The 21,722-nt window shown below is 35.9% G+C and carries 20 protein-coding genes and 1 other RNA gene; 13 read left to right on the top strand and 8 right to left on the bottom strand.

Going from position 1 to position 21,722, the window contains the following annotated elements:
- The first annotated feature begins 164 nt into the window (after window positions 1-164).
- Both B2Z27_RS10005 and B2Z27_RS10000 read left to right on the top strand, forming a co-directional pair.
- A complete protein-coding gene (locus tag B2Z27_RS10005) occupies window positions 165-2,717 on the top strand; it encodes an ATP-dependent Clp protease ATP-binding subunit (protein ID WP_071339939.1) in 2,553 nt (850 codons plus the stop codon).
- A gap of 205 nt (window positions 2,718-2,922) precedes the next feature.
- The gene (locus B2Z27_RS10000) at window positions 2,923-3,321 is read left to right on the top strand and encodes a hypothetical protein (protein WP_058105376.1); all 399 of its coding nucleotides are present in this window, start codon (window positions 2,923-2,925) and stop codon (window positions 3,319-3,321) included.
- 3 nt (window positions 3,322-3,324) lie between these two features.
- On the opposite strand, the gene B2Z27_RS09995 is transcribed toward B2Z27_RS10000, so the two are convergent.
- Window positions 3,325-4,875: an NAD(P)H-hydrate dehydratase gene (locus tag B2Z27_RS09995; protein WP_286813535.1), complete on the bottom strand. Its 1,551-nt coding sequence runs from the start codon at window positions 4,873-4,875 to the stop codon at window positions 3,325-3,327.
- Between the two features lie 268 nt (window positions 4,876-5,143).
- Here B2Z27_RS09995 and thrA point away from each other — a divergent pair, with 268 nt between their 5' ends.
- The 8 genes from thrA to B2Z27_RS09955 all read left to right on the top strand — a co-directional run bounded on the left by thrA (window position 5,144) and on the right by B2Z27_RS09955 (window position 13,892).
- Complete coding sequence (gene thrA, locus B2Z27_RS09990; protein ID WP_286813534.1) at window positions 5,144-7,585, top strand: bifunctional aspartate kinase/homoserine dehydrogenase I; 2,442 nt, start codon at window positions 5,144-5,146, stop codon at window positions 7,583-7,585.
- A 23-nt stretch (window positions 7,586-7,608) separates the two neighbouring features.
- Window positions 7,609-8,535, top strand: coding sequence for a homoserine kinase (locus tag B2Z27_RS09985; protein ID WP_286813533.1), 927 nt, complete (start codon window positions 7,609-7,611; stop codon window positions 8,533-8,535).
- A gap of 40 nt (window positions 8,536-8,575) precedes the next feature.
- On the top strand, window positions 8,576-9,871 hold the full coding sequence (thrC, locus tag B2Z27_RS09980; protein WP_286813531.1) for a threonine synthase: 1,296 nt from the start codon (window positions 8,576-8,578) through the stop codon (window positions 9,869-9,871).
- A 96-nt stretch (window positions 9,872-9,967) separates the two neighbouring features.
- Entirely contained in the window at window positions 9,968-11,056 is a 1,089-nt protein-coding gene (gcvT, locus tag B2Z27_RS09975) for a glycine cleavage system aminomethyltransferase GcvT (RefSeq protein ID WP_074669652.1), read from the top strand.
- Entirely contained in the window at window positions 11,053-11,967 is a 915-nt protein-coding gene (locus B2Z27_RS09970) for a glutaminase (RefSeq protein WP_286813530.1), read from the top strand. The genes gcvT and B2Z27_RS09970 overlap by 4 nt, the downstream gene beginning before the upstream one ends.
- Window positions 11,964-12,791: a sugar nucleotide-binding protein gene (locus tag B2Z27_RS09965; protein ID WP_286813529.1), complete on the top strand. Its 828-nt coding sequence runs from the start codon at window positions 11,964-11,966 to the stop codon at window positions 12,789-12,791. The genes B2Z27_RS09970 and B2Z27_RS09965 overlap by 4 nt, the downstream gene beginning before the upstream one ends.
- 17 nt (window positions 12,792-12,808) lie before the next feature.
- On the top strand, window positions 12,809-13,099 hold the full coding sequence (locus B2Z27_RS09960; protein WP_058105510.1) for a 4a-hydroxytetrahydrobiopterin dehydratase: 291 nt from the start codon (window positions 12,809-12,811) through the stop codon (window positions 13,097-13,099).
- Between the two features lie 82 nt (window positions 13,100-13,181).
- Entirely contained in the window at window positions 13,182-13,892 is a 711-nt protein-coding gene (locus B2Z27_RS09955) for a YebC/PmpR family DNA-binding transcriptional regulator (RefSeq protein WP_074669654.1), read from the top strand.
- 98 nt (window positions 13,893-13,990) lie between these two features.
- On the opposite strand, the gene B2Z27_RS09950 is transcribed toward B2Z27_RS09955, so the two are convergent.
- The 6 genes from B2Z27_RS09950 to B2Z27_RS09925 all read right to left on the bottom strand — a co-directional run bounded on the left by B2Z27_RS09950 (window position 13,991) and on the right by B2Z27_RS09925 (window position 19,215).
- A complete protein-coding gene (locus B2Z27_RS09950) occupies window positions 13,991-14,518 on the bottom strand; it encodes a 1-acyl-sn-glycerol-3-phosphate acyltransferase (protein WP_286813527.1) in 528 nt (175 codons plus the stop codon).
- A gap of 70 nt (window positions 14,519-14,588) precedes the next feature.
- Window positions 14,589-15,716, bottom strand: coding sequence for an iron-containing alcohol dehydrogenase family protein (locus tag B2Z27_RS09945; protein ID WP_414673375.1), 1,128 nt, complete (start codon window positions 15,714-15,716; stop codon window positions 14,589-14,591).
- Window positions 15,717-15,721: 5 nt separating this feature from the next.
- Entirely contained in the window at window positions 15,722-16,420 is a 699-nt protein-coding gene (locus tag B2Z27_RS09940; protein WP_210707782.1) for an HAD family hydrolase, read from the bottom strand.
- Complete coding sequence (kdsB, locus tag B2Z27_RS09935) at window positions 16,411-17,124, bottom strand: 3-deoxy-manno-octulosonate cytidylyltransferase (RefSeq protein WP_172822542.1); 714 nt, start codon at window positions 17,122-17,124, stop codon at window positions 16,411-16,413. The genes B2Z27_RS09940 and kdsB overlap by 10 nt, the downstream gene beginning before the upstream one ends.
- Before the next feature lie 26 nt (window positions 17,125-17,150).
- A complete protein-coding gene (locus tag B2Z27_RS09930) occupies window positions 17,151-17,720 on the bottom strand; it encodes a DUF4126 domain-containing protein (protein ID WP_058105787.1) in 570 nt (189 codons plus the stop codon).
- Between the two features lie 61 nt (window positions 17,721-17,781).
- Window positions 17,782-19,215: an ATP-dependent DNA helicase gene (locus B2Z27_RS09925; protein ID WP_286813524.1), complete on the bottom strand. Its 1,434-nt coding sequence runs from the start codon at window positions 19,213-19,215 to the stop codon at window positions 17,782-17,784.
- Between the two features lie 101 nt (window positions 19,216-19,316).
- Between B2Z27_RS09925 and B2Z27_RS09920 the strand changes: the two genes are divergently transcribed.
- The 3 genes from B2Z27_RS09920 to B2Z27_RS09910 are packed head-to-tail and all read left to right on the top strand — an operon-like array spanning window position 19,317 to window position 21,317.
- The gene (locus B2Z27_RS09920) at window positions 19,317-19,967 is read left to right on the top strand and encodes a hypothetical protein (protein ID WP_074669662.1); all 651 of its coding nucleotides are present in this window, start codon (window positions 19,317-19,319) and stop codon (window positions 19,965-19,967) included.
- Window positions 19,945-20,781 (top strand): DUF3822 family protein, encoded by an 837-nt coding sequence (locus B2Z27_RS09915; RefSeq protein ID WP_286813523.1) that lies wholly within the window; start codon window positions 19,945-19,947, stop codon window positions 20,779-20,781. Before B2Z27_RS09920 ends, B2Z27_RS09915 begins: the two co-directional genes overlap by 23 nt.
- On the top strand, window positions 20,781-21,317 hold the full coding sequence (locus tag B2Z27_RS09910) for an RsmD family RNA methyltransferase (RefSeq protein WP_286813522.1): 537 nt from the start codon (window positions 20,781-20,783) through the stop codon (window positions 21,315-21,317). The genes B2Z27_RS09915 and B2Z27_RS09910 overlap by 1 nt, the downstream gene beginning before the upstream one ends.
- Here the strand turns inward: B2Z27_RS09910 and rnpB are convergent.
- Window positions 21,316-21,625: RNase P RNA component class A (gene rnpB / locus B2Z27_RS09905), an RNA gene on the bottom strand. The two genes, B2Z27_RS09910 and rnpB, sit on opposite strands and share 2 nt — an antisense overlap.
- Window positions 21,626-21,722 lie beyond the last annotated feature (97 nt).

Genomic DNA, 21,722 nt, shown 5'->3' with positions numbered 1-21,722 from the left:
TTATTAACACTTGGCAGAGTTATGTTAATTTTTACTTTATCCGCTAATTTCGCACTTATTAAAGCGGGTTTTAATGGCTTTTACAATAACTTTAACGATTATAGGTACGGTATTTGCCAATGATTGGATGAGATTTAGTAATTTTATAGAAGATAATATAGTATATGGATGATAATTTTTCCCCAAGAGTAAAGGATGTTATTGCTTATAGCAAGGAGGAAGCATTGCGACTTGGTCACGATTTTATCGGTACCGAGCACCTCATGCTTGGGCTTCTTAGAGATGGAAACGGGAAGGCCATTAGCATTTTAGATGCTTTAGAAGTCGATTTAGAACACTTACGTAGAAAGGTAGAAATCCTAAGTCCTTCTAACCCTAACGCTAGTGGCGTACAAAAAGATAAAAAGAACTTGCATTTAACAAGACAAGCTGAACGTGCTTTAAAAACAACTTTTTTAGAAGCTAAACTTTTTCAAAGTTCTTCTATAAATACTGCGCACCTTCTACTTTGTATCCTTAGAAATGAAAACGATCCTACAACAAAACTTTTACATAAACTTAAGGTCGATTACGACGGTGTTAAAGAACAGTTTAAATTTATGATTACAAGTGATGACGATATGGTAGATGGCCCAACGGCCGAATCTTTTCCTAGTGACTCTGAAGAGTCCAATGAAGGAAAAGAAAGCACCTTTGGCTCTGCTTCTAATCAAAAAGGTGCCAAAAAATCTAAAACTCCGGTTCTGGATAATTTTGGTAGGGACCTTACACAAATGGCAGAGGAAAATAAACTGGATCCTGTTGTTGGTAGAGAAAAAGAAATTGAAAGGGTTTCACAAATTCTTAGCCGAAGAAAAAAGAACAATCCACTGTTAATTGGTGAGCCAGGTGTTGGTAAAAGTGCCATTGCAGAGGGTCTTGCACTTCGAATAATCAATAAAAAAGTTTCAAGAATTCTGTACAATAAAAGAGTGGTAACGCTTGACCTTGCTTCTTTGGTTGCCGGGACTAAATACAGAGGACAGTTTGAAGAACGCATGAAAGCGGTCATGAACGAACTTGAAAAGAATGATGATGTCATTTTATTCATAGATGAAATTCATACTATTGTTGGTGCCGGTGGCGCAACTGGAAGTTTAGATGCTTCAAATATGTTTAAACCTGCATTGGCAAGAGGCGAAATTCAATGTATTGGTGCAACTACTTTAGATGAATACAGACAATATATTGAAAAAGATGGTGCCCTAGAAAGACGTTTTCAAAAGGTTATTGTAGAACCTACTTCTGTTGAAGAAACAGTGGAGATTCTACATAATATTAAAGGTAAATACGAAGATCACCATAATGTAACCTATACTGACGAAGCTATTGAAGCTTGCGTAAAACTTACAAACAGGTACATGACCGATCGTTTTTTACCGGACAAGGCTATCGACGCTTTAGATGAGGCTGGCTCTAGAGTACACATTGTTAATATGGATGTCCCAAAGCAAATTCTTGAATTAGAAAAGAAATTGGAAGATGTTCGTGAACTTAAGAACAGTGTGGTAAAAAAGCAGAAATACGAAGAAGCTGCTAAATTACGTGATGACGAAAAGAGTCTGGAAAAAGAACTTGCCATAGCTCAAGAGCGATGGGAAGATGACAGTAAACTGAACAAAGAAACCGTTAGCGAAGAAAATGTTGCCGATGTGGTTTCTATGATGAGCGGTATACCTGTTAATAGAATAGCGCAAACAGAAAGTAATAAATTAGCTGGTCTACCGGAATTGATCAAATCTAATGTAATTGGTCAAAACGACGCCGTTGCAAAGGTTTCCAAAGCTATTCAGCGTAATAGAGCGGGACTTAAAGATCCCAACAAGCCAATTGGCTCATTTATATTCTTAGGTCAGACCGGTGTTGGTAAAACCCAACTTGCCAAAGTATTGGCAAAAGAACTTTTTGATTCTGAAGACGCACTTATACGTATTGATATGAGTGAGTATATGGAGAAGTTTGCCATCTCTAGATTGGTAGGTGCCCCTCCAGGATATGTAGGTTATGAAGAAGGTGGTCAACTAACAGAAAAAGTTAGAAGAAAACCGTATTCGGTAATACTATTGGATGAGGTTGAAAAGGCTCACCCAGATGTTTTCAATATGCTTTTACAGGTATTGGATGATGGTTTCTTAACAGATAGTTTGGGTCGTAAGATCGACTTTAGAAATACTATCATTATTATGACCTCCAATATTGGAGCTAGACAATTAAAAGATTTTGGACAAGGTGTAGGTTTTGGTACAGCTGCAAAAAAATCTCAGGAAGATGCTCACCAGAAAGGTGTTATTGAAAATGCCTTAAAGAAAGCTTTTGCCCCAGAGTTTTTAAATAGAATTGATGATGTTATTGTATTCAATGCCCTGGAAAGAGAGGACATTCATAAGATCATTGACATAGAACTAGCTAAATTGTTCAAGAGAATCAAGGATATTGGTTACCACTTGAATCTTACTGACGAAGCAAAAGACTATATCGCTGAGAAAGGTTTTGATAAGCAGTATGGTGCAAGACCGTTAAAAAGAGCAATTCAAAAATACATTGAAGATGCCTTAGCGGAAGAAATAGTAAATTCTAAGCTTAAGGAAGGTGACAGTATTTATATTGATCTTGACAAAAAGAGCGAAGAATTGACCATTAAGATTGAAAAAGCCGAGGAAGAGTCTCCTAAAACGTAAATTTTCTCACTTTTACAGTATAAAAAAAGAGCCCTTGTTAGGGCTCTTTTTTCGTACAATACTTTCTAAGTCGTAAGAATAGAAATACAGCCATTCATAGCTATACGCAGTACGAACGATATTTTCGCGTTTAAACTAAAATTTTGCACAAAGATTGCAGTTCACTTTACTTTCGCTCAAGACACACTATATTAATACTGAAAGAATGAAAGTTGGATCTACCAAGAAAAAAGTAATTGTGCGAGAGTACGAATTAGAAACAGGCAAAATTCAGGTTTATGAGAATTACATGGTATCCATCTTTGACGAGGGCGCTACATTAACATTAGAAAGAGCTTACCAAATTATTGGTATAGCTGAAATTCATTTTAGAGATAAGAATTTTGGGTTCATTAGTCTACGTAGGCACTCATTTGCCATTGACCCAACCATTTACAACTACTTAAAACAACTAGACAATCTTAAAGCTTTTGCAATCGTTTCAGTAAAAGAAATCGACATGCATAACTTTAAGATCGAAAAACTTTTTTACAAAAAGCCTATGAAATTCTTCATAGAATTTGATAACGCATTAAAATGGGTTAAAAGAAGGGTGAATTCTTAAGAATTATTGATTGGACTGATTTTCTTCTTCCGTAACGGGTTGTTCTGGCAATTTAAACAAATCCAAATATGCATTTGCCAAATTATCTATAACATCTGAAGCGGTTAAGGACTGAAAACCAGTAGACTCTACGGCTATATCTCCAGATCTGCCATGTAAATAGACCCCAAAGATTGAAGCATCCAGTGCCGGGTAACCTTGCGCCAACAACCCTGTAATTACACCTGTTAACACATCACCTGTTCCTGCTGTAGCCATACCAGGATTACCAGTGGTATTTACATATCCCTTGTCATTATAAACCACAATAGTGTGTGCACCCTTTACAACTACAATACAATTATATTTTTTTGAAAACTCCTTTACTTTTTTCAACTTTTCAAAGTCATCTTTCCAACTTCCGATCAATCGCTCCAACTCTTTTGGATGAGGCGTTAAAATGGTTTTTTCAGGAAGCTCTTTTAACAGTTCTTTCTTTTTAGAAAGTATATTAAGTGCATCTGCATCTATTACCAAGGGAGATTTATTTTGCTCTAAGAAACTTGTAAATGCCTTAATAGACACATCGCTTGTACCCATTCCCATTCCTATCCCTACAACACTTGGCTCAATATCAAACTTAATTTCAGTAAGTTCATTTTCTTCAAGATCTGTCAACACCATTATTTCGGGTAATGCGGTCTGCAATATAGTATAACCAATTCTGGGGACATAGGATGTGACCAACCCGCTACCGGCACAAAGAGCAGCCTTAGACGAAAGACAAACGGAACCTATTTTCCCATAACTTCCACCAACAATTAATGAATGACCATAGGTACCCTTATGTCCAAATTTTTCCCTAGGCTTATACAATGTCAATACTTCATTCTTCCCTATTAACTCATATTCCGTTTCGGTCTGCATTAAATACTCAGGATCCAAACCTATATCAAGTACCTCCCATTGCTCAATGAAACCACCAGTTTCCGGCAAAAAGAAAACTAGTTTAGGAGTTTGAAAACTCAATACATAATTAGATTTTATAATAGCATCAAAATTTTCAGGTCCTTGATCGGTGAACAATCCTGAAGGAATATCAATTGAAAGAATAAATGCCTGAGAATTATTTAAGTGCTGAATAACTTTTATCACCCAATCATCAGGTGTTCTATTTAAACCTATTCCAAAAATGCCGTCCACGATGATATCTTCCCTACCTATTGCTGGTAGCTCATCATCAGAATTCATAAAATGCGGCCAAACTTTTCGATCTTTTAATCGATCTAGGTTAATTAAAAAGTCTTTTGACCTCTTTTCACTATAATTGATAACATATACTTCTAAATTATAACCATGATCCACAAGATGTCGGGCCAGCGCAATACCATCGCCCCCGTTATTACCTATTCCACAGAATAAATGAATTTTCACTGGAGCTCCTTGCATACGCAAATGCATCCAATTAAAAAGTTGCAAAGCAGCACGTTCCATTAATTCATTACTACCAATTTCCTCCTTTTTTATAGAAATCTGATCTGCTTTATAAATTTGTTTTGCGCTATATAATTTCATTCTTTATTGTATTTATATCTAAAAAATAACTATTCCGTAAAAAATTGTGGAATGATTTGTTTAAGTTATCAAATGTACTACTTTTGACTTTCAACCATTAGTATTTATGGACTGCTATATAACAGACATAACATTAGATTTCACTTCAGCTACTATTACTTATGGTACAGCTACGGCACGTTTCACCCTTTGGGGTTAAAAACTATATATCTCCGTACCCGTGTTTAATTACACCATATCTTAAATTACAAAGTCAACATTACACATCATGAAAGTTCTAAAATTCGGTGGTTCATCTGTAGCCAAGCCTGAAAATATAGTTAAAATTAAAAATATAATCTCTAAATACAACGACCCTATAATTTTGGTTGTTTCAGCTTTTGGAGGAGTAACAGATTTATTATTGCAAGCCGGTTCTTTGGCATCTGCACAAGATCAGAAATACAAAGAAATACTACATACATTAGAAGAAAGACATTTAGCTACGGTTAAAGAATTAATTCCCGTTACCACTCAAAGCAAGGTGCTTAGCAAAGTAAAAAGCGAATTCAATGTGCTTGAAACATTACTTGAGGGCGCTTACTTTATTGGAGAAATAACGCCTAAATTATCTGACAAAATAGTAAGTTACGGTGAACTTCTTTCTTCATATATCATTAGCGAATATCTAATTAATGAAAAGCTTGATGCCGTTTTTAAGGATAGTAGAGAATTAATAATCACACATAAACTAATCGGTAAAAATGTGGTGAATTTCACCAAAACCAACGCTAACTGCGAGGAATTTTTTAATTCTTCAAAAAAACAGGTTTCAGTTTGCCCAGGCTTTATAGCTACATCTGAAGAAGGCATATCTACTACGTTAGGCCGTGGTGGTTCAGATTATACCGCGGCTATTTATGCTGCCGCGGTAGATGCCGATATTTTGGAAATATGGACAGATGTAAGTGGTATGTACACAGCTAACCCAAAAATGGTAAAACAAGCGAAGGCCATTCCGCATATTTCCTATGAAGAAGCAATGGAACTATCGCATTTTGGAGCAAAAGTACTTTATCCTCCAACAATACAGCCCGTTCTATCTAAAGGAATATCCATAGTTATAAAAAACACTTTTAGCCCAGAGGAAAAAGGAACTTTAATAACCAAATCTAAAAACGAAAAAGGTAAAACGGTACGCGGTATTAGCCATATTGGCAACATTGCCCTATTATCTTTAGAAGGTCCAGGTATGGTAGGTATACCAGGAATATCCAAACGTTTTTTTGAAGTACTTTCTCAAGCTGATATAAGTGTTGTTTTAATTACACAAGCATCTTCTGAACATTCTATTTGTGTAGGTATATCTGCCAATGATGTAGAAAAGGCAATTAGTATCGTCAACGAAGCTTTTGAATACGAAATTGAAAGGGGACGCATTAAAACGGTTATTCCTGAAAGTGATTTAGCCATTGTTGCCTTAGTGGGTGATAATATGAAAAGTCACCAAGGTCTAAGCGGTAAAATGTTCAGTACTTTAGGTAAAAACAATGTAAATATTAGAGTAATTGCCCAAGGTGCCTCTGAAAGGAATATTTCTTGCATTATTGACGAAAAAGATGTCAAAAAGGCCTTGAACGCTTTGCACGAGGAGTTTTTTGAAGAAAACATTAAACAATTGAACCTATTTGTAATGGGTGTTGGAAATGTTGGAGCTAAATTTTTAGAGCAAATTAGAGAGCAACGTAAATTCCTAAAAGAGAATTTAAAATTGAACATTAGGGTTATTGGAATGTCCAACTCTAGAACAATGCTTTTTGATGAAAAAGGAATTGACCTAAATGATTGGGCTACCAAACTTGCGAATGGAGAAAAAGCGGATAAAGTCAAATTCTTAGCCTTAGTAAATAGTCTAAACTACCGAAATAGTATTTTCGTAGATAACACAGCCAGTGAAGAAGTATCAAAAACCTACAGTGAATATCTAGGCAATAGCATATCTGTAGTTACATGTAATAAAATTGCATGTTCATCTGAATTTGAAAACTATTCACATTTAAAATCCTTAGCCAGGACATACAACGCTCCGTTTTTATTTGAAACCAATGTTGGTGCCGGTTTACCAATAATCGATACTCTTAAACATTTGATTGCTTCTGGTGATAAAATATTGAAAATACAAGCTGTTCTTTCTGGTAGTTTAAACTTTGTTTTCAATAATTTCAATGATCAAACTACTTTTCACGATGTGGTGAAACAAGCTCAAGAAGAGGGCTATACAGAGCCTGATCCGAAAATTGATTTAAGTGGTGTTGATGTCATGCGCAAAATTTTGATTTTAGCGCGCGAAAGTGGTAATCAACTAGAAATTAGCGATATAAAAAACAATCCGTTTTTACCCGAAGAAAGTTTAAATACTGACAACAATGAAGACTTCTTTGCCTCTTTGATTAAGCATGAGCCACATTTTCAGTCTTTGTTTTCAAGTGCAAAAAAATCCGATAGCAAGCTTAAGTATGTGGCCCAGTTCGATGATGGAAAAGCAAGTGTAGGATTACAGGAAATACCTAAAGGTCATGATTTCTATAATTTAGAAGGTAGTGATAACATTGTTCTTTTCTACACTGAAAGATACCCTAACCAGCCAATGATAATTAAAGGTGCGGGTGCGGGCGCTGCTGTAACGGCCTCAGGAATATTCGCCGATATTATACGAATAGGTAATTTCTAAATTTCATAACTATAACTTTCATTATGGCTACAAACGAAATTAAAGTATTTTGCCCTGCAACAGTTGCCAACGTTTCATGCGGATTTGATGTGCTTGGTGTCGCCCTAGACTCGGTCGGTGATGAAATGGTGGTTAGAAAAGTGCCTCAAAAAGGTATTAAAATAACACAACTTACCGGACAAGATTTACCAAAAGAGACATTGAACAATGTGGCAGGAGTTGCCGGTAACGCATTTCTATTAGCCTCTGATTATGACGGCGGGTTTGAAATCGAAATAGATAAAAAAATAAAACCTGGCAGTGGTATAGGTAGTAGCGCTGCTAGTTCTGCAGGTGCTGTTTGGGCCATGAACCACTTATTGGGCAACCCCTTTAGCAAAACTGAATTGGTAAAATTTGCCATGGAAGGTGAACGTTTGGCAAGTGATGTAGCCCACGCAGACAATGTGGCTCCCGCCCTATTTGGCGGTTTCACCCTAGTACGCAGTTATAGTCCGCTAGATATCATTGATATACCGGCTCCAACTGAATTATATTTGACCATAATTCATCCGCAGATAGAAATAAAAACTTCAGATTCCAGAAAGATTTTGAAAACAACTATCTCTATGGAAACAGGAATTAAACAATGGGGAAATGTAGGTGGATTAGTAGCCGGACTTTTCAAAAAAGATTATGATTTAATCGGTCGTTCCCTAGAAGATCATATTGTTGAACCAATACGTTCTATTTTAATTCCGGGGTTTGACGAAGTTAAAAAGGTTTCTTTGGAAGCCGGAGCCTTAGGATCTGGTATATCTGGATCAGGACCTTCTATTTTTGCATTCAGCAAAGGAAAAGATACCGCTTTAAAAGTAGGTGAGTCCATGAAAAAAGTCTATGATAAAATTGGAATAGACTACGAAATTCATGTCTCTAAAATAAACACCGAAGGCGTAAAAATTTTATAAATAAAAAGTAGTTTACTACTAACCATTAAACATACTCATCTTGAAATTCTATAGTTTAAACAATACTGCACCCAAAGTTTCTTTTGATACCGCCGTTGTCAATGGTATTGCACCGGATAAAGGCTTATATTTTCCAGAAGAAATAACCCCTCTACCAGCTTCCTTTTTTGAGCATATTGAAAATCTTACCAATGAGGAAATCGCTTTTACGGCTATTCGTCAATTTGTAACAGAAGCTATACCAGATAATGTATTGAAGGATATACTAAAAGAGGTGCTAGACTTCGATTTTCCGGTTATTGACATTACTTCCAACATTGGTACATTAGAACTTTTTCATGGTCCAACCATGGCTTTTAAAGATGTTGGCGCTCGTTTTATGGCACAGTGCCTAGGATATTTTTCTAGAGCATCAAAAAATGAAGTAACCGTACTTGTAGCTACATCGGGCGATACCGGTGGCGCAGTTGCTAATGGTTTTCTAGGCGTAGATGGTGTAAAAGTTGTTATACTGTACCCAAGCGGTAAAGTAAGTGACATTCAAGAAAGACAACTGACTACTTTAGGACAAAATATTACGGCACTAGAGGTAGACGGCATGTTCGATGATTGCCAGGCAATGGTAAAAAATGCATTTTTGGATAAGGAATTGCTTGATAACATGAAATTAACTTCTGCTAACTCCATTAATGTTGCACGTTGGTTACCGCAATTATTCTATTTTCTTTTTGCCTACAAACAAGCTAAATCCCAAGATAAGGAAATCATATTCTCAGTCCCATCCGGTAATTTCGGGAATATCTGTGCAGGGCTAATGGCACAACGTTTAGGCATGCCGGTAAAACACTTTATCGCAGCTACAAATGTAAATGATACCGTGCCCAAATTTATGCAAACCAAAGAATATTCACCAAAGCCGTCTACAGCTACTATCTCTAATGCTATGGACGTTGGAGACCCAAGTAACTTCATTAGAATTAGACACTTGTTTCAGAATAATTTTAATTTGCTAAAGGACAATCTTTCTGCATACTCTTTTACAGATAACGAAACAAAGAAAGCCTTAAAAGAGATTAATGATATCAATGGATATGTTGCCGACCCACATGGTGCCGTAGGTTATTTAGGACTAAAGAAATATCAAGAGCTACATCCTGATACTTATGGTATTTTCTTAGAAACCGCTCACCCGGTCAAGTTTTTAGATATTGTTGAGGAAACCCTTGATGAAAAGTTGGAGATTCCTGCACAAATTAAAAAAGTAATGAACAAAACCAAGATATCCATTAAAATTGCTAGTTATGATGAACTTAAACATTTTCTTTTAAGTTCTTAGATAACTTCAAGGTTATAATATTTTCTCAATTCCCTGGTCAGCCACATTGGCTTCTATTTATTTTCGATAAATTTGCATCGTCAATATATATAGAAGATGAAAAATACTGCGCTTACTTCAACACATGAATCTCTTGGTGCCAAAATGGTTCCATTTGCCGGTTACAACATGCCTGTTTCTTACGAAGGTGTAAATGCTGAACATGAAACTGTTCGTAACGGTGTTGGGGTTTTCGATGTATCACATATGGGCGAATTTTTAATCTCTGGTCCTACTGCCTTAGCTTTAATACAAAAAGTAACTTCTAATGATGCATCTAAGTTAACCATAGGGCGAGCTCAATATAGCTGCTTACCAAATGAAAATGGCGGTATTGTTGACGACCTTATTGTATATCGCATAAAAGAAGAACAATATCTTTTAGTCGTAAATGCATCCAATATTGAAAAAGATTGGAATCATATTTCTTCTTATAATGCAGAATTTAAGGCAGATATGAGAGACATATCTGAGGGTTATTCGCTTTTGGCCATACAGGGTCCAAAAGCCGTAGAGGCAATGCAGTCCCTAACCTCCGTGAATTTATCCGATATTAAATTTTATCATTTTGAAGTATCCGATTTTGCTGGAATAGAAAATGTAATCATATCTGCAACGGGCTATACAGGTTCTGGCGGATTTGAAATTTACTGTAAAAATGAAGAAGTAAAACAAATTTGGGACAAGGTTTTTGAAGCTGGGGCCAATTTTGGAATAAAACCAATTGGCTTGGCCGCAAGAGATACCTTAAGATTAGAAATGGGATATTGTCTATATGGAAATGATATTAACGACACTACCTCTCCTTTTGAGGCTGGTTTGGGCTGGATAACCAAATTCACGAAAGACTTTGTTAATTCTGAAGCTTTGCAAAAAGAGAAACAACAGGGTCCTGAACGTAAATTAGTCGCATTTGAATTAGATGAACGTGGCATACCTAGACAAGGCTATGACATTGTTGATGGTAACGGTAAAACCATAGGTGAAGTCACCTCTGGCACTATGTCACCTTCAATAGGAACCGGAATTGGATTAGGCTATGTACCGCCTATTTTCTCCGAAATTGGCAGTAAAATCAACATACAGATCAGAAAAAATGCAATACCTGCCACGATAGTTAAATTACCATTTTACAAAAGTAAATGATAGATTACCAAAGTGTTCTAAATGCAATTAATGAAGCCGCATCCAAAGAAAAGGAAAGAGGAAAAATTGCAGATTACATACCGGAATTGGCAAAAGTTGAAGTTAACAATTTTGGCATACATCTAATTGACAATCATCAAAATAATTTTTCTGCAGGAGATTCAAATGAACTTTTTTCCATACAGAGTATTTCTAAAGTTTTAACACTCTCAATGGCTTTAGGCCTTATTGGGGAAGATGTTTGGAAACGGGTAGATGTTGAACCTTCTGGCGATCCGTTCAACCATTTGTCCCTATTGGAATTGGAAAATGGTATCCCCAGAAATCCATTAATAAATCCTGGGGCAATCGTTATTGCAGATATTTTAGTTTCTCAATTGAAGAACCCTAAAGAAGATTTTTTATCCTTCGTACGCCAAATTGCAAATGACGACACCATAGATTATGATGAAACCGTGGCACTTTCCGAAAAGAAAACAGGATTCCGGAATTTTGCGGCTGCCAATCTTTTGAAGTCATATAAAAATTTAAATAATGATGTTGATGCTGTTTTAGACTTTTATTTTCATCAATGCTCCCTTGCCATGAATTGCAAACAGTTAACACATGCTTTCTACATGTTTATGAATCATGGCAAATGCAGAAAAAATAAAGCTTATTTAACCTTATCTCAGGTAAAACGAATTAATGCTATCATGCTTACATGTGGCTTTTATGATGAAGCCGGTGAATTTGCATTTGAAGTTGGGCTACCAGGTAAAAGTGGTGTTGGTGGCGGTATCGTAGCCTTACTACCAAACAAATTTTGCGTAGCAACTTGGTCTCCGGGACTAAACCCTAAAGGGAATTCAAAATTAGGTATGCTGGCGTTGGAAAAATTGACCACAGAAACAGAACTTTCCATTTTTTGAAAATAGAGACAAAGAAAATACTGATTATTGGCGCAAGTGGCTTCATAGGTAATGCTATATACAAAGAACTTTGTAATTACTTCGATACTTATGGCACTTATTGTCATGCGGCAAATTCATATTCATCTAACAAACAATTTGTTCAATACAATGTTGAAGAAGATGATATTGTTGAAGTTTTAGAAGAGATAAAGCCTCAAGTTATAATTTCTGCCTTGAGAGGAAATTTTGCTGCCTTGGTTATTGCCCATGACCATATGGTCAAGTATGTCGCTGAAGAAAAGTGTAAGCTCTATTTTATTTCATCTGCGAATGTTTTTGACGCCTACAGCAAATACCCTTCTTATGAAATGGACAAAACATTATCTGAGAGTGTATATGGCAGACTAAAAATAAAGATTGAAAATATGCTTCTTAGATTGCCAAAAGAAAAAATGGCAATTCTACGGGTCCCTATGGTTTTTGGTAACGCATCGCCAAGAATCAAGGCAATGAAAAAATCTATTATAGAAAATGAATCGGTAGAAGTTTTTCCCAATTTGATATTAAATGTGACAAATGATGACAAGCTTACTCAACAAATTCACTACCTTATTAATAGAAATAAAACGGGTATTTATCACTTAGGCAGTAATGACCTTACACATCATGAAGATTTTATAAAAGAAATATTAGAACGCGTAGGCAATTTTAACCCTATAATCAAAAGAGTTTATACTACCAATGAGGATAGATATTTAGCCGTACTTCCAAAAACAAATAAGTTACCCAAAAATTTACAATTTACTTTTCAAGATATTATTGACCATCATGTTTTAAATTAGAAACAATTATGAAAGAAATGGAAAAATTTACAGATCAACAAATAGCGGACTATTTAGGTCAACTTGACGGATGGGAGTATGTGGATGGAGCCATAGAAACCACCTTTGAATTTAAAAATTTTAAAGAAGCGTTTTCAGTGATGACACGTATTGCTTTTGAATGTGAGGCTCAAGGTCATCACCCAGATTGGAGCAATGTTTATAACACATTAAACATTCGCTTAAATACCCATGATGCCAATGGTGTCACGGAAAAAGATTTTGTTTTAGCTAGAACTATAGAAGATATTATAGAAAGTGAATTTTAATTAAAACGGTGCACTAAAGAAATTCATTTCAATGATTTCTGAACATTACCCGTTTTTGTACATTTGTTTAAAATAATTTACCATGGGAAGAGCTTTTGAATTTAGAAAAGCACGTAAAATGAAAAGATGGTCGGCAATGTCAAAAGCCTTTACTCGTATAGGTAAAGACATTGTAATGGCCGTAAAAGAAGGCGGACCAGATCCAGACTCCAATTCCAGACTAAGAGCCGTTATACAAAACGCGAAATCTGTCAACATGCCTAAAGACAATGTTGAACGCGCTATAAAAAGAGCTAGTGACAAAAGTCTTGGTGACTATAAGGAAGTTCTTTTTGAAGGGTATGCACCTCACGGCATAGCTGTTTTAGTAGAAACCGCAACTGATAATAATACAAGAACGGTTGCCAATGTTAGAAGTTATTTTAATAAATGTAATGGTAATTTAGGTACTTCTGGCTCTGTTGAATTTATGTTCGACCATACTTGTAATTTTAGAATACCTGCAGAAGGTATTGACCCAGAGGATTTGGAACTGGAATTGATCGATTTTGGAGCAGAAGAAGTCTTTGTTGATGACGATGGAATTCTAATCTACGGACCTTTCGAGAGCTTTGGAGCTTTACAAAAAGAATTGGAAAACCGTGATATAGAAATTTTATCATCTGGATTTGAAAGAATTCCCCAAGTCACTAAAAAGTTAAACGAGGAAGAAGCTGCAGACGTAGAAAAGCTCTTAGAAAAACTAGAAGAAGATGATGATGTACAAAATGTATATCATTCAATGGAAGAATAATTTTTATCGTTTATAATAAATAAAAAAGGAGACCTTGTCAGGTCTCCTTTTTCAAATTATAATATTAGAATTTAAATCAGTTAACTACACTAAAATAATCAACACTTCCCCTCCACCCGATCAAAAAAAGCATGATACTGTTTAAAATCAGCTTCTTTATCCTCTGTGGGTGTTATCGGACCTGAAAGTTTTATCTCTTTCTTACCATAATCAAAAGCAACTAAAACGATAGGCACATTTGCGGTTTTGGCTATATAATAAAAGCCAGTCTTCCATTTTTCAACTTTTTTTCGGGTGCCTTCCGGAGATAGTGCCAATCTAAATTTTTGCCGTTCACTAAATATATGTGCTGTAGCCTTTACGGTATCACTATTTTTAGTGCGATCAATTGGCGCACCACCTGTCCACCTAAAAAACCAACCGAAAGGAGCTTTAAACAGACTCTTCTTTCCTACATAGTTTATCTCTTCTTGCCAAACCGCTCGTATCAACAGCCCCAATAAAAAATCCCACCAACTGGTGTGTGGCACTACGATGGCGACAAACTTATCTAAATGTGATGGAAAAACTCCATTTAGCTTCCACCCTAATAATTTAAAATAAATGAATTTTGCTATTTGCTGCATATTACTTGGGTATTGACCTGCCTATTTGGCAAAGCCTCATATTATAATGTAAGAGGTAATTTAAATGAGACTATATTTTTTGATAAATAGCCTTAAGCTTTTCTGGGGTGATAATAGTTTTCCACTGCTCTCCTAGGGCATTTTCCCAAAGTGGCGCCATACCTAAAGCAACCGTAACCATTGTATTCATTTCCGAATCAGTCAATTTAGAGCAAATTCCTTTTGGTAATACTATATTATGCCTTTCCAACATTGCATTGAACAACTGTACTCCTTCAGGATAAAACTCTTCTAAATATTGAAAAACCAAGCAATTTCCTATTCCGTGCTTTACTCCTAAAACATAACCTAGACCATAACTCATGGCATGTGCAACGCCTACTTGGGAATAAGCTATACTCATACCACCATGCCACGATGCCATCATTAATTTTTCTCTACTATCGGATGCTTCGATATCTTTTAAAAACACTTCTTTGCAAAGTTCTAAAGACTTTTCGCCATAGCTTTTACTAAATGCATTTAAAAAAGTACCATTAAGTGATTCTATACAATGAATAAAGCAATCCATCCCCGTATAAAACCATTGCTCCTTAGGCACACCAACGGTTAAATCCGGATCTAGAATTACTTGATCAAAAGTGGTGTAATCTGAATTGATTCCCAACTTCTTTTCGGGGCCCATTAAAACCGTAGTTCTTGAAACTTCAGCTCCTGTACCGCTAATAGTGGGAATACCTACATGATATATTGATTGCTTATTCACCAAATCCCACCCTTGATAATCTGATGCACTTCCTTTATTAGTGAGCATGATCGCTACAGCCTTTGCCAAATCCAAAAGTGTTCCGCCCCCAATACCTATAATACCGGAAGGAAGCTCTGTAAACTTTTCCTTAATCATAGACACCAAGGCATCTACTTGCTCTGTTTTTGGTTCTTCATTGGCTGAAATAAGAATAATTTGATCACAAAATATACTAGGTATTCTATTGATCAATTCTGTATTTTCAAAAACATCATCAACCAAATATATCATTGGTGCTTCAGAATGTTTTCTCTTTGGCATCAAAATATCTCCAAGAGTATCAAAACTACCCACACCATAGACCACTCTAGGTACCATAGGAAAATTACGGAATTCTTGTGATGCTTTGGTCGGTATATTGCTCTTTGCCATCTGTTTGTTCACCTGCATTTTCATTAAACGTATTTCAGTACATCGGTCAAAGTAGACATTGTCATATAACCATTATTATCTACAACCTCCGTTACTTCTTCATGCTGCCATGTGGTATGAAAAGGTATATGAACCGCTCTTGCTCCAATATTCACAAGTGGTAATACGTCTGACTTTAAAGAGTTTCCGATCATTAAAAACTCGTCCGGTTCTATTTGTAAGTGCTCTAATAAATCACTATAGTTTTTCTCTTTCTTATCACTTAACACTTCTACATGGTGAAAATATTCTGATAAACCTGACCGCTCCAATTTACGCTCTTGATCCAAGAGATCACCTTTGGTCAGTACAATTAAACGATATTTGTCCTTTAAACTTTGAAGTACTTCTTCTACTCCCTCTAATAATTCAACGGGTTGTGTTATCATCTCTTTACCTAAATCTAAAAGTGCTCTTACCGTTTTAGGAGCAACTTGATTATTTGAAAGCTCCAACGCACATTCGATCATAGAAAGTACAAATCCTTTTATGCCATAACCGTAAAGGTCCAAATTTTTAATCTCAGTTCTAAAAAGCTCTTGATCTATTTTATTCTTAGTTTCATACTTCTCTAAAAGATCGGCAAATTTATCTTCAGTATCCCTAAAATAAGTTTCGTTTACCCATAAGGTATCATCTGCATCAAAACCAATTACATTAATTCCATCAAAATTTATTTCCATGCCTTCTGCGCTTTCTTTAAATCTTCAGGTGTATCTATTTCTATGCCCTGAACATTGGTTTCTACCATTTTTATTTTTTTACCATATTCCAAATAACGTATAGCCTCAATTTTTTCGGTAGCCTCTAATTGCAGCATTGGCAGTCGTTGAAAATCCATCAAAGCACTCTTTCTAAAAGCGTAAATACCTTTGTGCTTATAATAGACAGTATCCTTGTTTTTTGCTCTTGGATAAGGTATTGGCGATCTTGAAAAATAGAGTGCAAAATCCCTATTATCTACGATTACCTTTACCGTATTTGGGTTATTAATTTCCTCCTCATCCGTGATTTTAACCATTAACGATGCTAAGTCAATTTCTTTATGCACGTCATCTTCAAACACCTGCATTACACCCTCAAGACTTTCACGATCTGTAAATGGTTCATCGCCTTGTACATTTACAATAATATCAACGTCCATTTGCATTACCGCCTCGGCAATACGATCGCTGCCACAATCATGTTCTTTAACACTCATGATAGCCAAACCACCTTCTCTTACAATGGTATCATAAATAACCTGGCTATCGGTAACCACATAAACTTCATCAAAAAGCTTTGTATGTACGGCAGCTTGGTAAGTTCTTAAAATGACCGGTTTACCAGCCAAATCCTGCATTAATTTTGCAGGAAATCTCGATGCCGCATATCGGGCAGGAATCATTGCTATTTTCTTCAACTAAATATATTTTAAGTATTAGCCTTTGGTCGTAATTTTCTGTAAATCCTAAAAATGATAACTAATATGATAATGACCAAAACGGCTGCTAATATAGGTGCAAATATCGAGGCAACGGACACTACTGCGGCAGTACCTGTTTCAACGGTAGTAATTACCGGGTTGGCCAGACCTCCGGTGGTAGCCGTGGATGCCAATCTGCCCGTGGCACCTGCGCCTTTAATTGCTGTTGCGGTACCACCGCCTGCAATAATTGCCAATGACCACGTTATTACGGGATCTAGATCAGCCACTGTAGATACCATTACGGCAGTACCTGCTATTGCTGCCAATGGCACGGCTATACTATCCAGTAAATTATCGAACCAAGGAATAAAGTAGGCAAAAATTTCAAGTAAGGTTGCCACGCCCAATGTCAATACGGCAACTAGACTACCTATCCATTGCCAATTATCATTTAGTTCCCATACTCCAAAATAAGATGCCAAACTTAATGCAAACAATGGTAAAAACACCCTAAACCCAACAGATGCTGCTAATCCTACCCCTAAAAAAATGCTTAAAATCGTATCGGTTGTCATGTTGATCTCACTATGGAAAAGACTTCTTTTCCGTGTCCATAAATACTAAAATAATCTTTTCTTAATCAAGAAAAAAATCATCTTTAAAACCTATAAGGTACAATTTATTCTTCGCTCTGGTTACCGCTGTATATAACCATCTTAAATATTCCTTATCAATACCATTTGGCAAATAAGGTTGTTCTACAAATACAGTATTCCATTGCCCACCTTGAGATTTATGGCATGTAATAGCGTATGAGAATTTAACCTGTAAACCGTTAAAGTATTTATTATTCTTTACTCCTAAAAATTTCTTATACTTTGAAGTTTCATGGGCAAAATCCTTCATTACTTCTTGATAAAGCCTATTGCCGTCTTCATAAGATAGTGAAGGAGATTCTGCTGTTATAGTATCTAACAACAATACCGTTTCAAATGGCGCCATGTTGGGGTAATCTACCATTTTCACCTTTACTTCCGCAAATTTGAAAGTATAAATTTCTTTGATATCGAATATTTCCAGTATTTCAATAATATCTCCATTAGCTATAAATCCAGCTTCAGAGCTTGGCTTTAACCAATAGTAATTATTTTTTACCACCATCATAAAATCTCCAACGGCAATATCATTCTCTAGATAAAGAATACGTTCGCGTATATTCTGATTGTATAAGTTTGCTCGCTTATTTGACCTAACTATAAATGCCGTCTCTTCTTTTCCGTTCTCCGCATACGAACTATCTATGGCTTCCTGTATTTCATTGCCATCTATTAATCTTACAATATCTGTAAAAGGGTCTACATCAAATTTAAAATCTTCTAAAAAATCGCTTTGCAGTTGCTCTCGCAATAATGTAGCGTTCGCCAATATACCAGAATCCCCCGCTTGTCTTACCACTTCGCTTAGTTCTAACCTAACGACTTCCTTATTATAATTTAAGGAAAGTTTATTACCATCTAATGCCGGACTCAACACCAAATGAACTGGTGGTAATTGTGCCGTATCACCTATTAGCAACAACTTGCACTTATGTCCTGAATAAACGAACATCATTAAGTCATCTAAAAGGGAACCGTTTTCAAATAACTTTGAATCTGCAGCGGTATCGGGAATCATTGAAGCCTCATCGACTATAAACAAAGTATCTCTATGTTTATTAGGTGCCAACACAAATTGCACTCCACCACCACTTTGCTTTTTCGGGAAATATATTTTTCTGTGAATGGTAAATGCCTGCGTATTCGAATAGTTAGACATCACTTTTGCAGCCCTACCAGTAGGAGCCATCAACACAGCTTTCTTTTGAACTTTCCACAAACTATTGACCAAAGTGCCAATTAAAGTAGTTTTTCCGGTACCGGCATAGCCTTTTAATAAAAAAACTTCATCTTTAACTGTTGACAGTGTGAATTCTGCCAATTTTTGCAAAGCCACTGATTGTGTGGCAGTTGGTGAATGAGGAAATTTGTTTTCTAGTATAGTATAGAAAGAAGCGGGTGTTATTGGTTTCATGAGCCCCCAAAGATAAAGATGATTTTTAGGCTAAAAACTTTTACCATTAAAAAAAAATTGTAGATTTGTGAAGACCACTAAATAAAAATAACACATACGAAATGAAGACCGTAATACAAATTGTACTTTGGATTGGATGTATCGCTTTAGGATACTTTATTTACAACTCCATTACCGGACCAATCAAATTTAAAGAGGTAAAAGAAGAGCGTTTTGCACAAGTTATTGCTAAGCTAAAGGATATTAGAAATTCTCAAGAGGCTTACAAAACTGTTAATGGCAAGTATGCAAATGATTTCAATAGTCTTATTCGTTTTATCGATACCGGTAAATATGTAATTACACAGCAGAGAGATTCTTCATTTATGGAGTTCGATAAAGCTTACGGTATTGACATGTTAAGAGAGGTAAAAATTATTGATACATTAGGTTTTGTTTCTGTAAAAGATTCTCTTTTTAAAGCAGATACCAGATATAAAAGCTTAATGGAAGTACCTACAGCTGCAAACGGAGAAAAATTTACAATGAAATCTGCCTTTGTAGAAAAGAGTGGCTATAAAGCCCCTGTTTTTGAAGCTAAAGTTGACAAAGAAGTAGTACTATACGATCAGCCCAAAGATTTATTGGCTCGTGAAAAAGCCGCATTAAGTGTAGAAGAGGTTAATGGAGCGTCTATTAAAGTAGGTTCTCTTGAAGATGTTAGCACAACTGGTAACTGGCCTGCTATTTATGACAAAAAAGAGAAGAAATAATAGCTTAAATATAGCGGATAAAAATTTTAAGAAATTGTCCATTCAGGTTAGCTTGAATGGACTTTCTTTTTGTGTGGCAGATACTGTTTCGCAAAAATTATTGCTATCTGATAGGATTGATTTTGCATTTGAAAAAAACCCTATGGAAGCAAAGGATGAACTGCATAAATTATTTCTGAAACATGATATAGAAAATATGCAGTTTGACGAGGTGGTTACAGTTCATAGAAACACCCTCTTTGGTTTAGTTCCTAAATCATTGTTCAATGCCGATAATTTATACGAGTACTTAAAGTTCAACACCAAAATTTTGGCAAACGATATTTTGGCTTATGACGAAGTTGAAAATCACGATTTAGTAATTGTATATGTGCCTTACGTAAATATCAACAATTATATTTATGATCTTTTCGGTGAATTCCACTATATGCATAATGGCACGGTACTGCTACAATCTTTAATGAACAACCAAACACAAAACCAAGAAACTACATGCTTTGTGCATGTTAGCAAAGACCAGCTGGACATTACGGTTTTGAACCAACGTAAATTAATGCTTTACAACAGCTTTAAATACGACACCAAAGAAGATTTTGCCTATTACCTGTTATTTGTTTTAGAACAGCTGGAGTTAGACCCTAAAACAGCTATTGTAAAACTTTTTGGAGATATTGAAGAAGATGATGCAACTTTTAAATTATGTTACAATTATATACAACATATAAGCATTTTCGCTCCCTCAACCCAACAATTAATAAAACTTGGAGAACCATCTTCAAGTTCTATAGACTTCACGCTCATTAATACTATATAATGCGAATAATTTCAGGAAAGCATAAAGGTCGTAACTTAATAGCCCCTAAAAAATTACCTGTAAGACCTACCAAAGACATGGCCAAAGAAAGCTTGTTCAATATTTTGAACAATTCTTACTACTTTCCTGATTTGAAGGTTTTAGATCTTTTTACCGGTACCGGAAACATCAGTTACGAGTTTTCATCTAGAGGCGTAGATGATGTACTTGCCGTTGATGCCCATGGTGGTTGTATAGATTTTATAGACAAGACGGTTTCCCTATTAGATATGAACATTAGAACTTTAAAGAGCGATGTCTTTAGTTTTTTACAGCGAAATACCGAAAAATTCGATATCATCTTTGCCGATCCATTTTACGATATGGAATTTACCGATTTTGAAAAATTACCTCAGTTGGTCTTTGAAAACGACCTTTTATTAGAAGACGGTGTATTAATTATTGAACATTCTAACCGCACCAGCTTAGCAGAATTACCTTTCTACCAAAACTCACGAAAATATGGTGGTAGTGTTTTTAGTTTTTTTGAAAAATAAAAAAAGCAGACCATAAGCCGGATTCTGTATCCTAAAAATCATTAGAACTCCTTATCATTTATCTAGGTAAAGGGTTACCCCAGTACTCTAACCGCCTACCCTTCGGCTTGGGCGTGCAGCCCTTAAACACCGATTTACATGACGTTTCACCGTATAGAGTTTACCTGGTTTCACTACAGCCTAACTGTACTTGCTTTCTGTTGCACTTGTCCTCGCTTTTCAACGGACGGGCGTTACCCGCTATACTGCACTATGGTGTCCGGACTTTCCTCTCCCAATTGCTTGGCAGCGATAAGGCGGTCTGCTTTGCGCAAATGTACTGCAATTGTTGATAACTAAAGATGATCTGTAACCTTAATTCTCGTAAGTATTCCAAGCTATATTTATATTTGTAATAGAATAAAC

The sequence above is a fragment of the Maribacter sp. UBA3344 genome, from assembly GCF_002362375.1.
In the GTDB taxonomy this organism is placed as follows: domain Bacteria; phylum Bacteroidota; class Bacteroidia; order Flavobacteriales; family Flavobacteriaceae; genus Maribacter; species Maribacter dokdonensis.
This window is presented reverse-complemented; position numbering and strand designations above follow the sequence as displayed.

What these genes read in the sequence shown, in the direction of transcription:
- thrA (WP_286813534.1), top strand. Translation starts at nt 5,144, where the DNA reads ATGAAAGTTCTAAAATTCGGTGGTTCATCTGTAGCCAAGCCTGAAAAT.
- B2Z27_RS09960 (WP_058105510.1), top strand. Translation starts at nt 12,809, where the DNA reads ATGGAAAAATTTACAGATCAACAAATAGCGGACTATTTAGGTCAACTT.
- B2Z27_RS09985 (WP_286813533.1), top strand. Translation starts at nt 7,609, where the DNA reads ATGGCTACAAACGAAATTAAAGTATTTTGCCCTGCAACAGTTGCCAAC.
- gcvT (WP_074669652.1), top strand. Translation starts at nt 9,968, where the DNA reads ATGAAAAATACTGCGCTTACTTCAACACATGAATCTCTTGGTGCCAAA.
- B2Z27_RS09970 (WP_286813530.1), top strand. Translation starts at nt 11,053, where the DNA reads ATGATAGATTACCAAAGTGTTCTAAATGCAATTAATGAAGCCGCATCC.
- B2Z27_RS09945 (WP_414673375.1), bottom strand. Translation starts at nt 15,716, where the DNA reads ATGCAGGTGAACAAACAGATGGCAAAGAGCAATATACCGACCAAAGCA.
- B2Z27_RS10005 (WP_071339939.1), top strand. Translation starts at nt 165, where the DNA reads ATGGATGATAATTTTTCCCCAAGAGTAAAGGATGTTATTGCTTATAGC.
- B2Z27_RS09950 (WP_286813527.1), bottom strand. Translation starts at nt 14,518, where the DNA reads ATGCAGCAAATAGCAAAATTCATTTATTTTAAATTATTAGGGTGGAAG.
- B2Z27_RS09910 (WP_286813522.1), top strand. Translation starts at nt 20,781, where the DNA reads ATGCGAATAATTTCAGGAAAGCATAAAGGTCGTAACTTAATAGCCCCT.
- B2Z27_RS09930 (WP_058105787.1), bottom strand. Translation starts at nt 17,720, where the DNA reads ATGACAACCGATACGATTTTAAGCATTTTTTTAGGGGTAGGATTAGCA.
- B2Z27_RS09925 (WP_286813524.1), bottom strand. Translation starts at nt 19,215, where the DNA reads ATGAAACCAATAACACCCGCTTCTTTCTATACTATACTAGAAAACAAA.
- B2Z27_RS09995 (WP_286813535.1), bottom strand. Translation starts at nt 4,875, where the DNA reads ATGAAATTATATAGCGCAAAACAAATTTATAAAGCAGATCAGATTTCT.
- B2Z27_RS09920 (WP_074669662.1), top strand. Translation starts at nt 19,317, where the DNA reads ATGAAGACCGTAATACAAATTGTACTTTGGATTGGATGTATCGCTTTA.
- B2Z27_RS09915 (WP_286813523.1), top strand. Translation starts at nt 19,945, where the DNA reads ATGACAAAAAAGAGAAGAAATAATAGCTTAAATATAGCGGATAAAAAT.
- B2Z27_RS09940 (WP_210707782.1), bottom strand. Translation starts at nt 16,420, where the DNA reads ATGGAAATAAATTTTGATGGAATTAATGTAATTGGTTTTGATGCAGAT.
- kdsB (WP_172822542.1), bottom strand. Translation starts at nt 17,124, where the DNA reads ATGATTCCTGCCCGATATGCGGCATCGAGATTTCCTGCAAAATTAATG.
- B2Z27_RS10000 (WP_058105376.1), top strand. Translation starts at nt 2,923, where the DNA reads ATGAAAGTTGGATCTACCAAGAAAAAAGTAATTGTGCGAGAGTACGAA.
- B2Z27_RS09955 (WP_074669654.1), top strand. Translation starts at nt 13,182, where the DNA reads ATGGGAAGAGCTTTTGAATTTAGAAAAGCACGTAAAATGAAAAGATGG.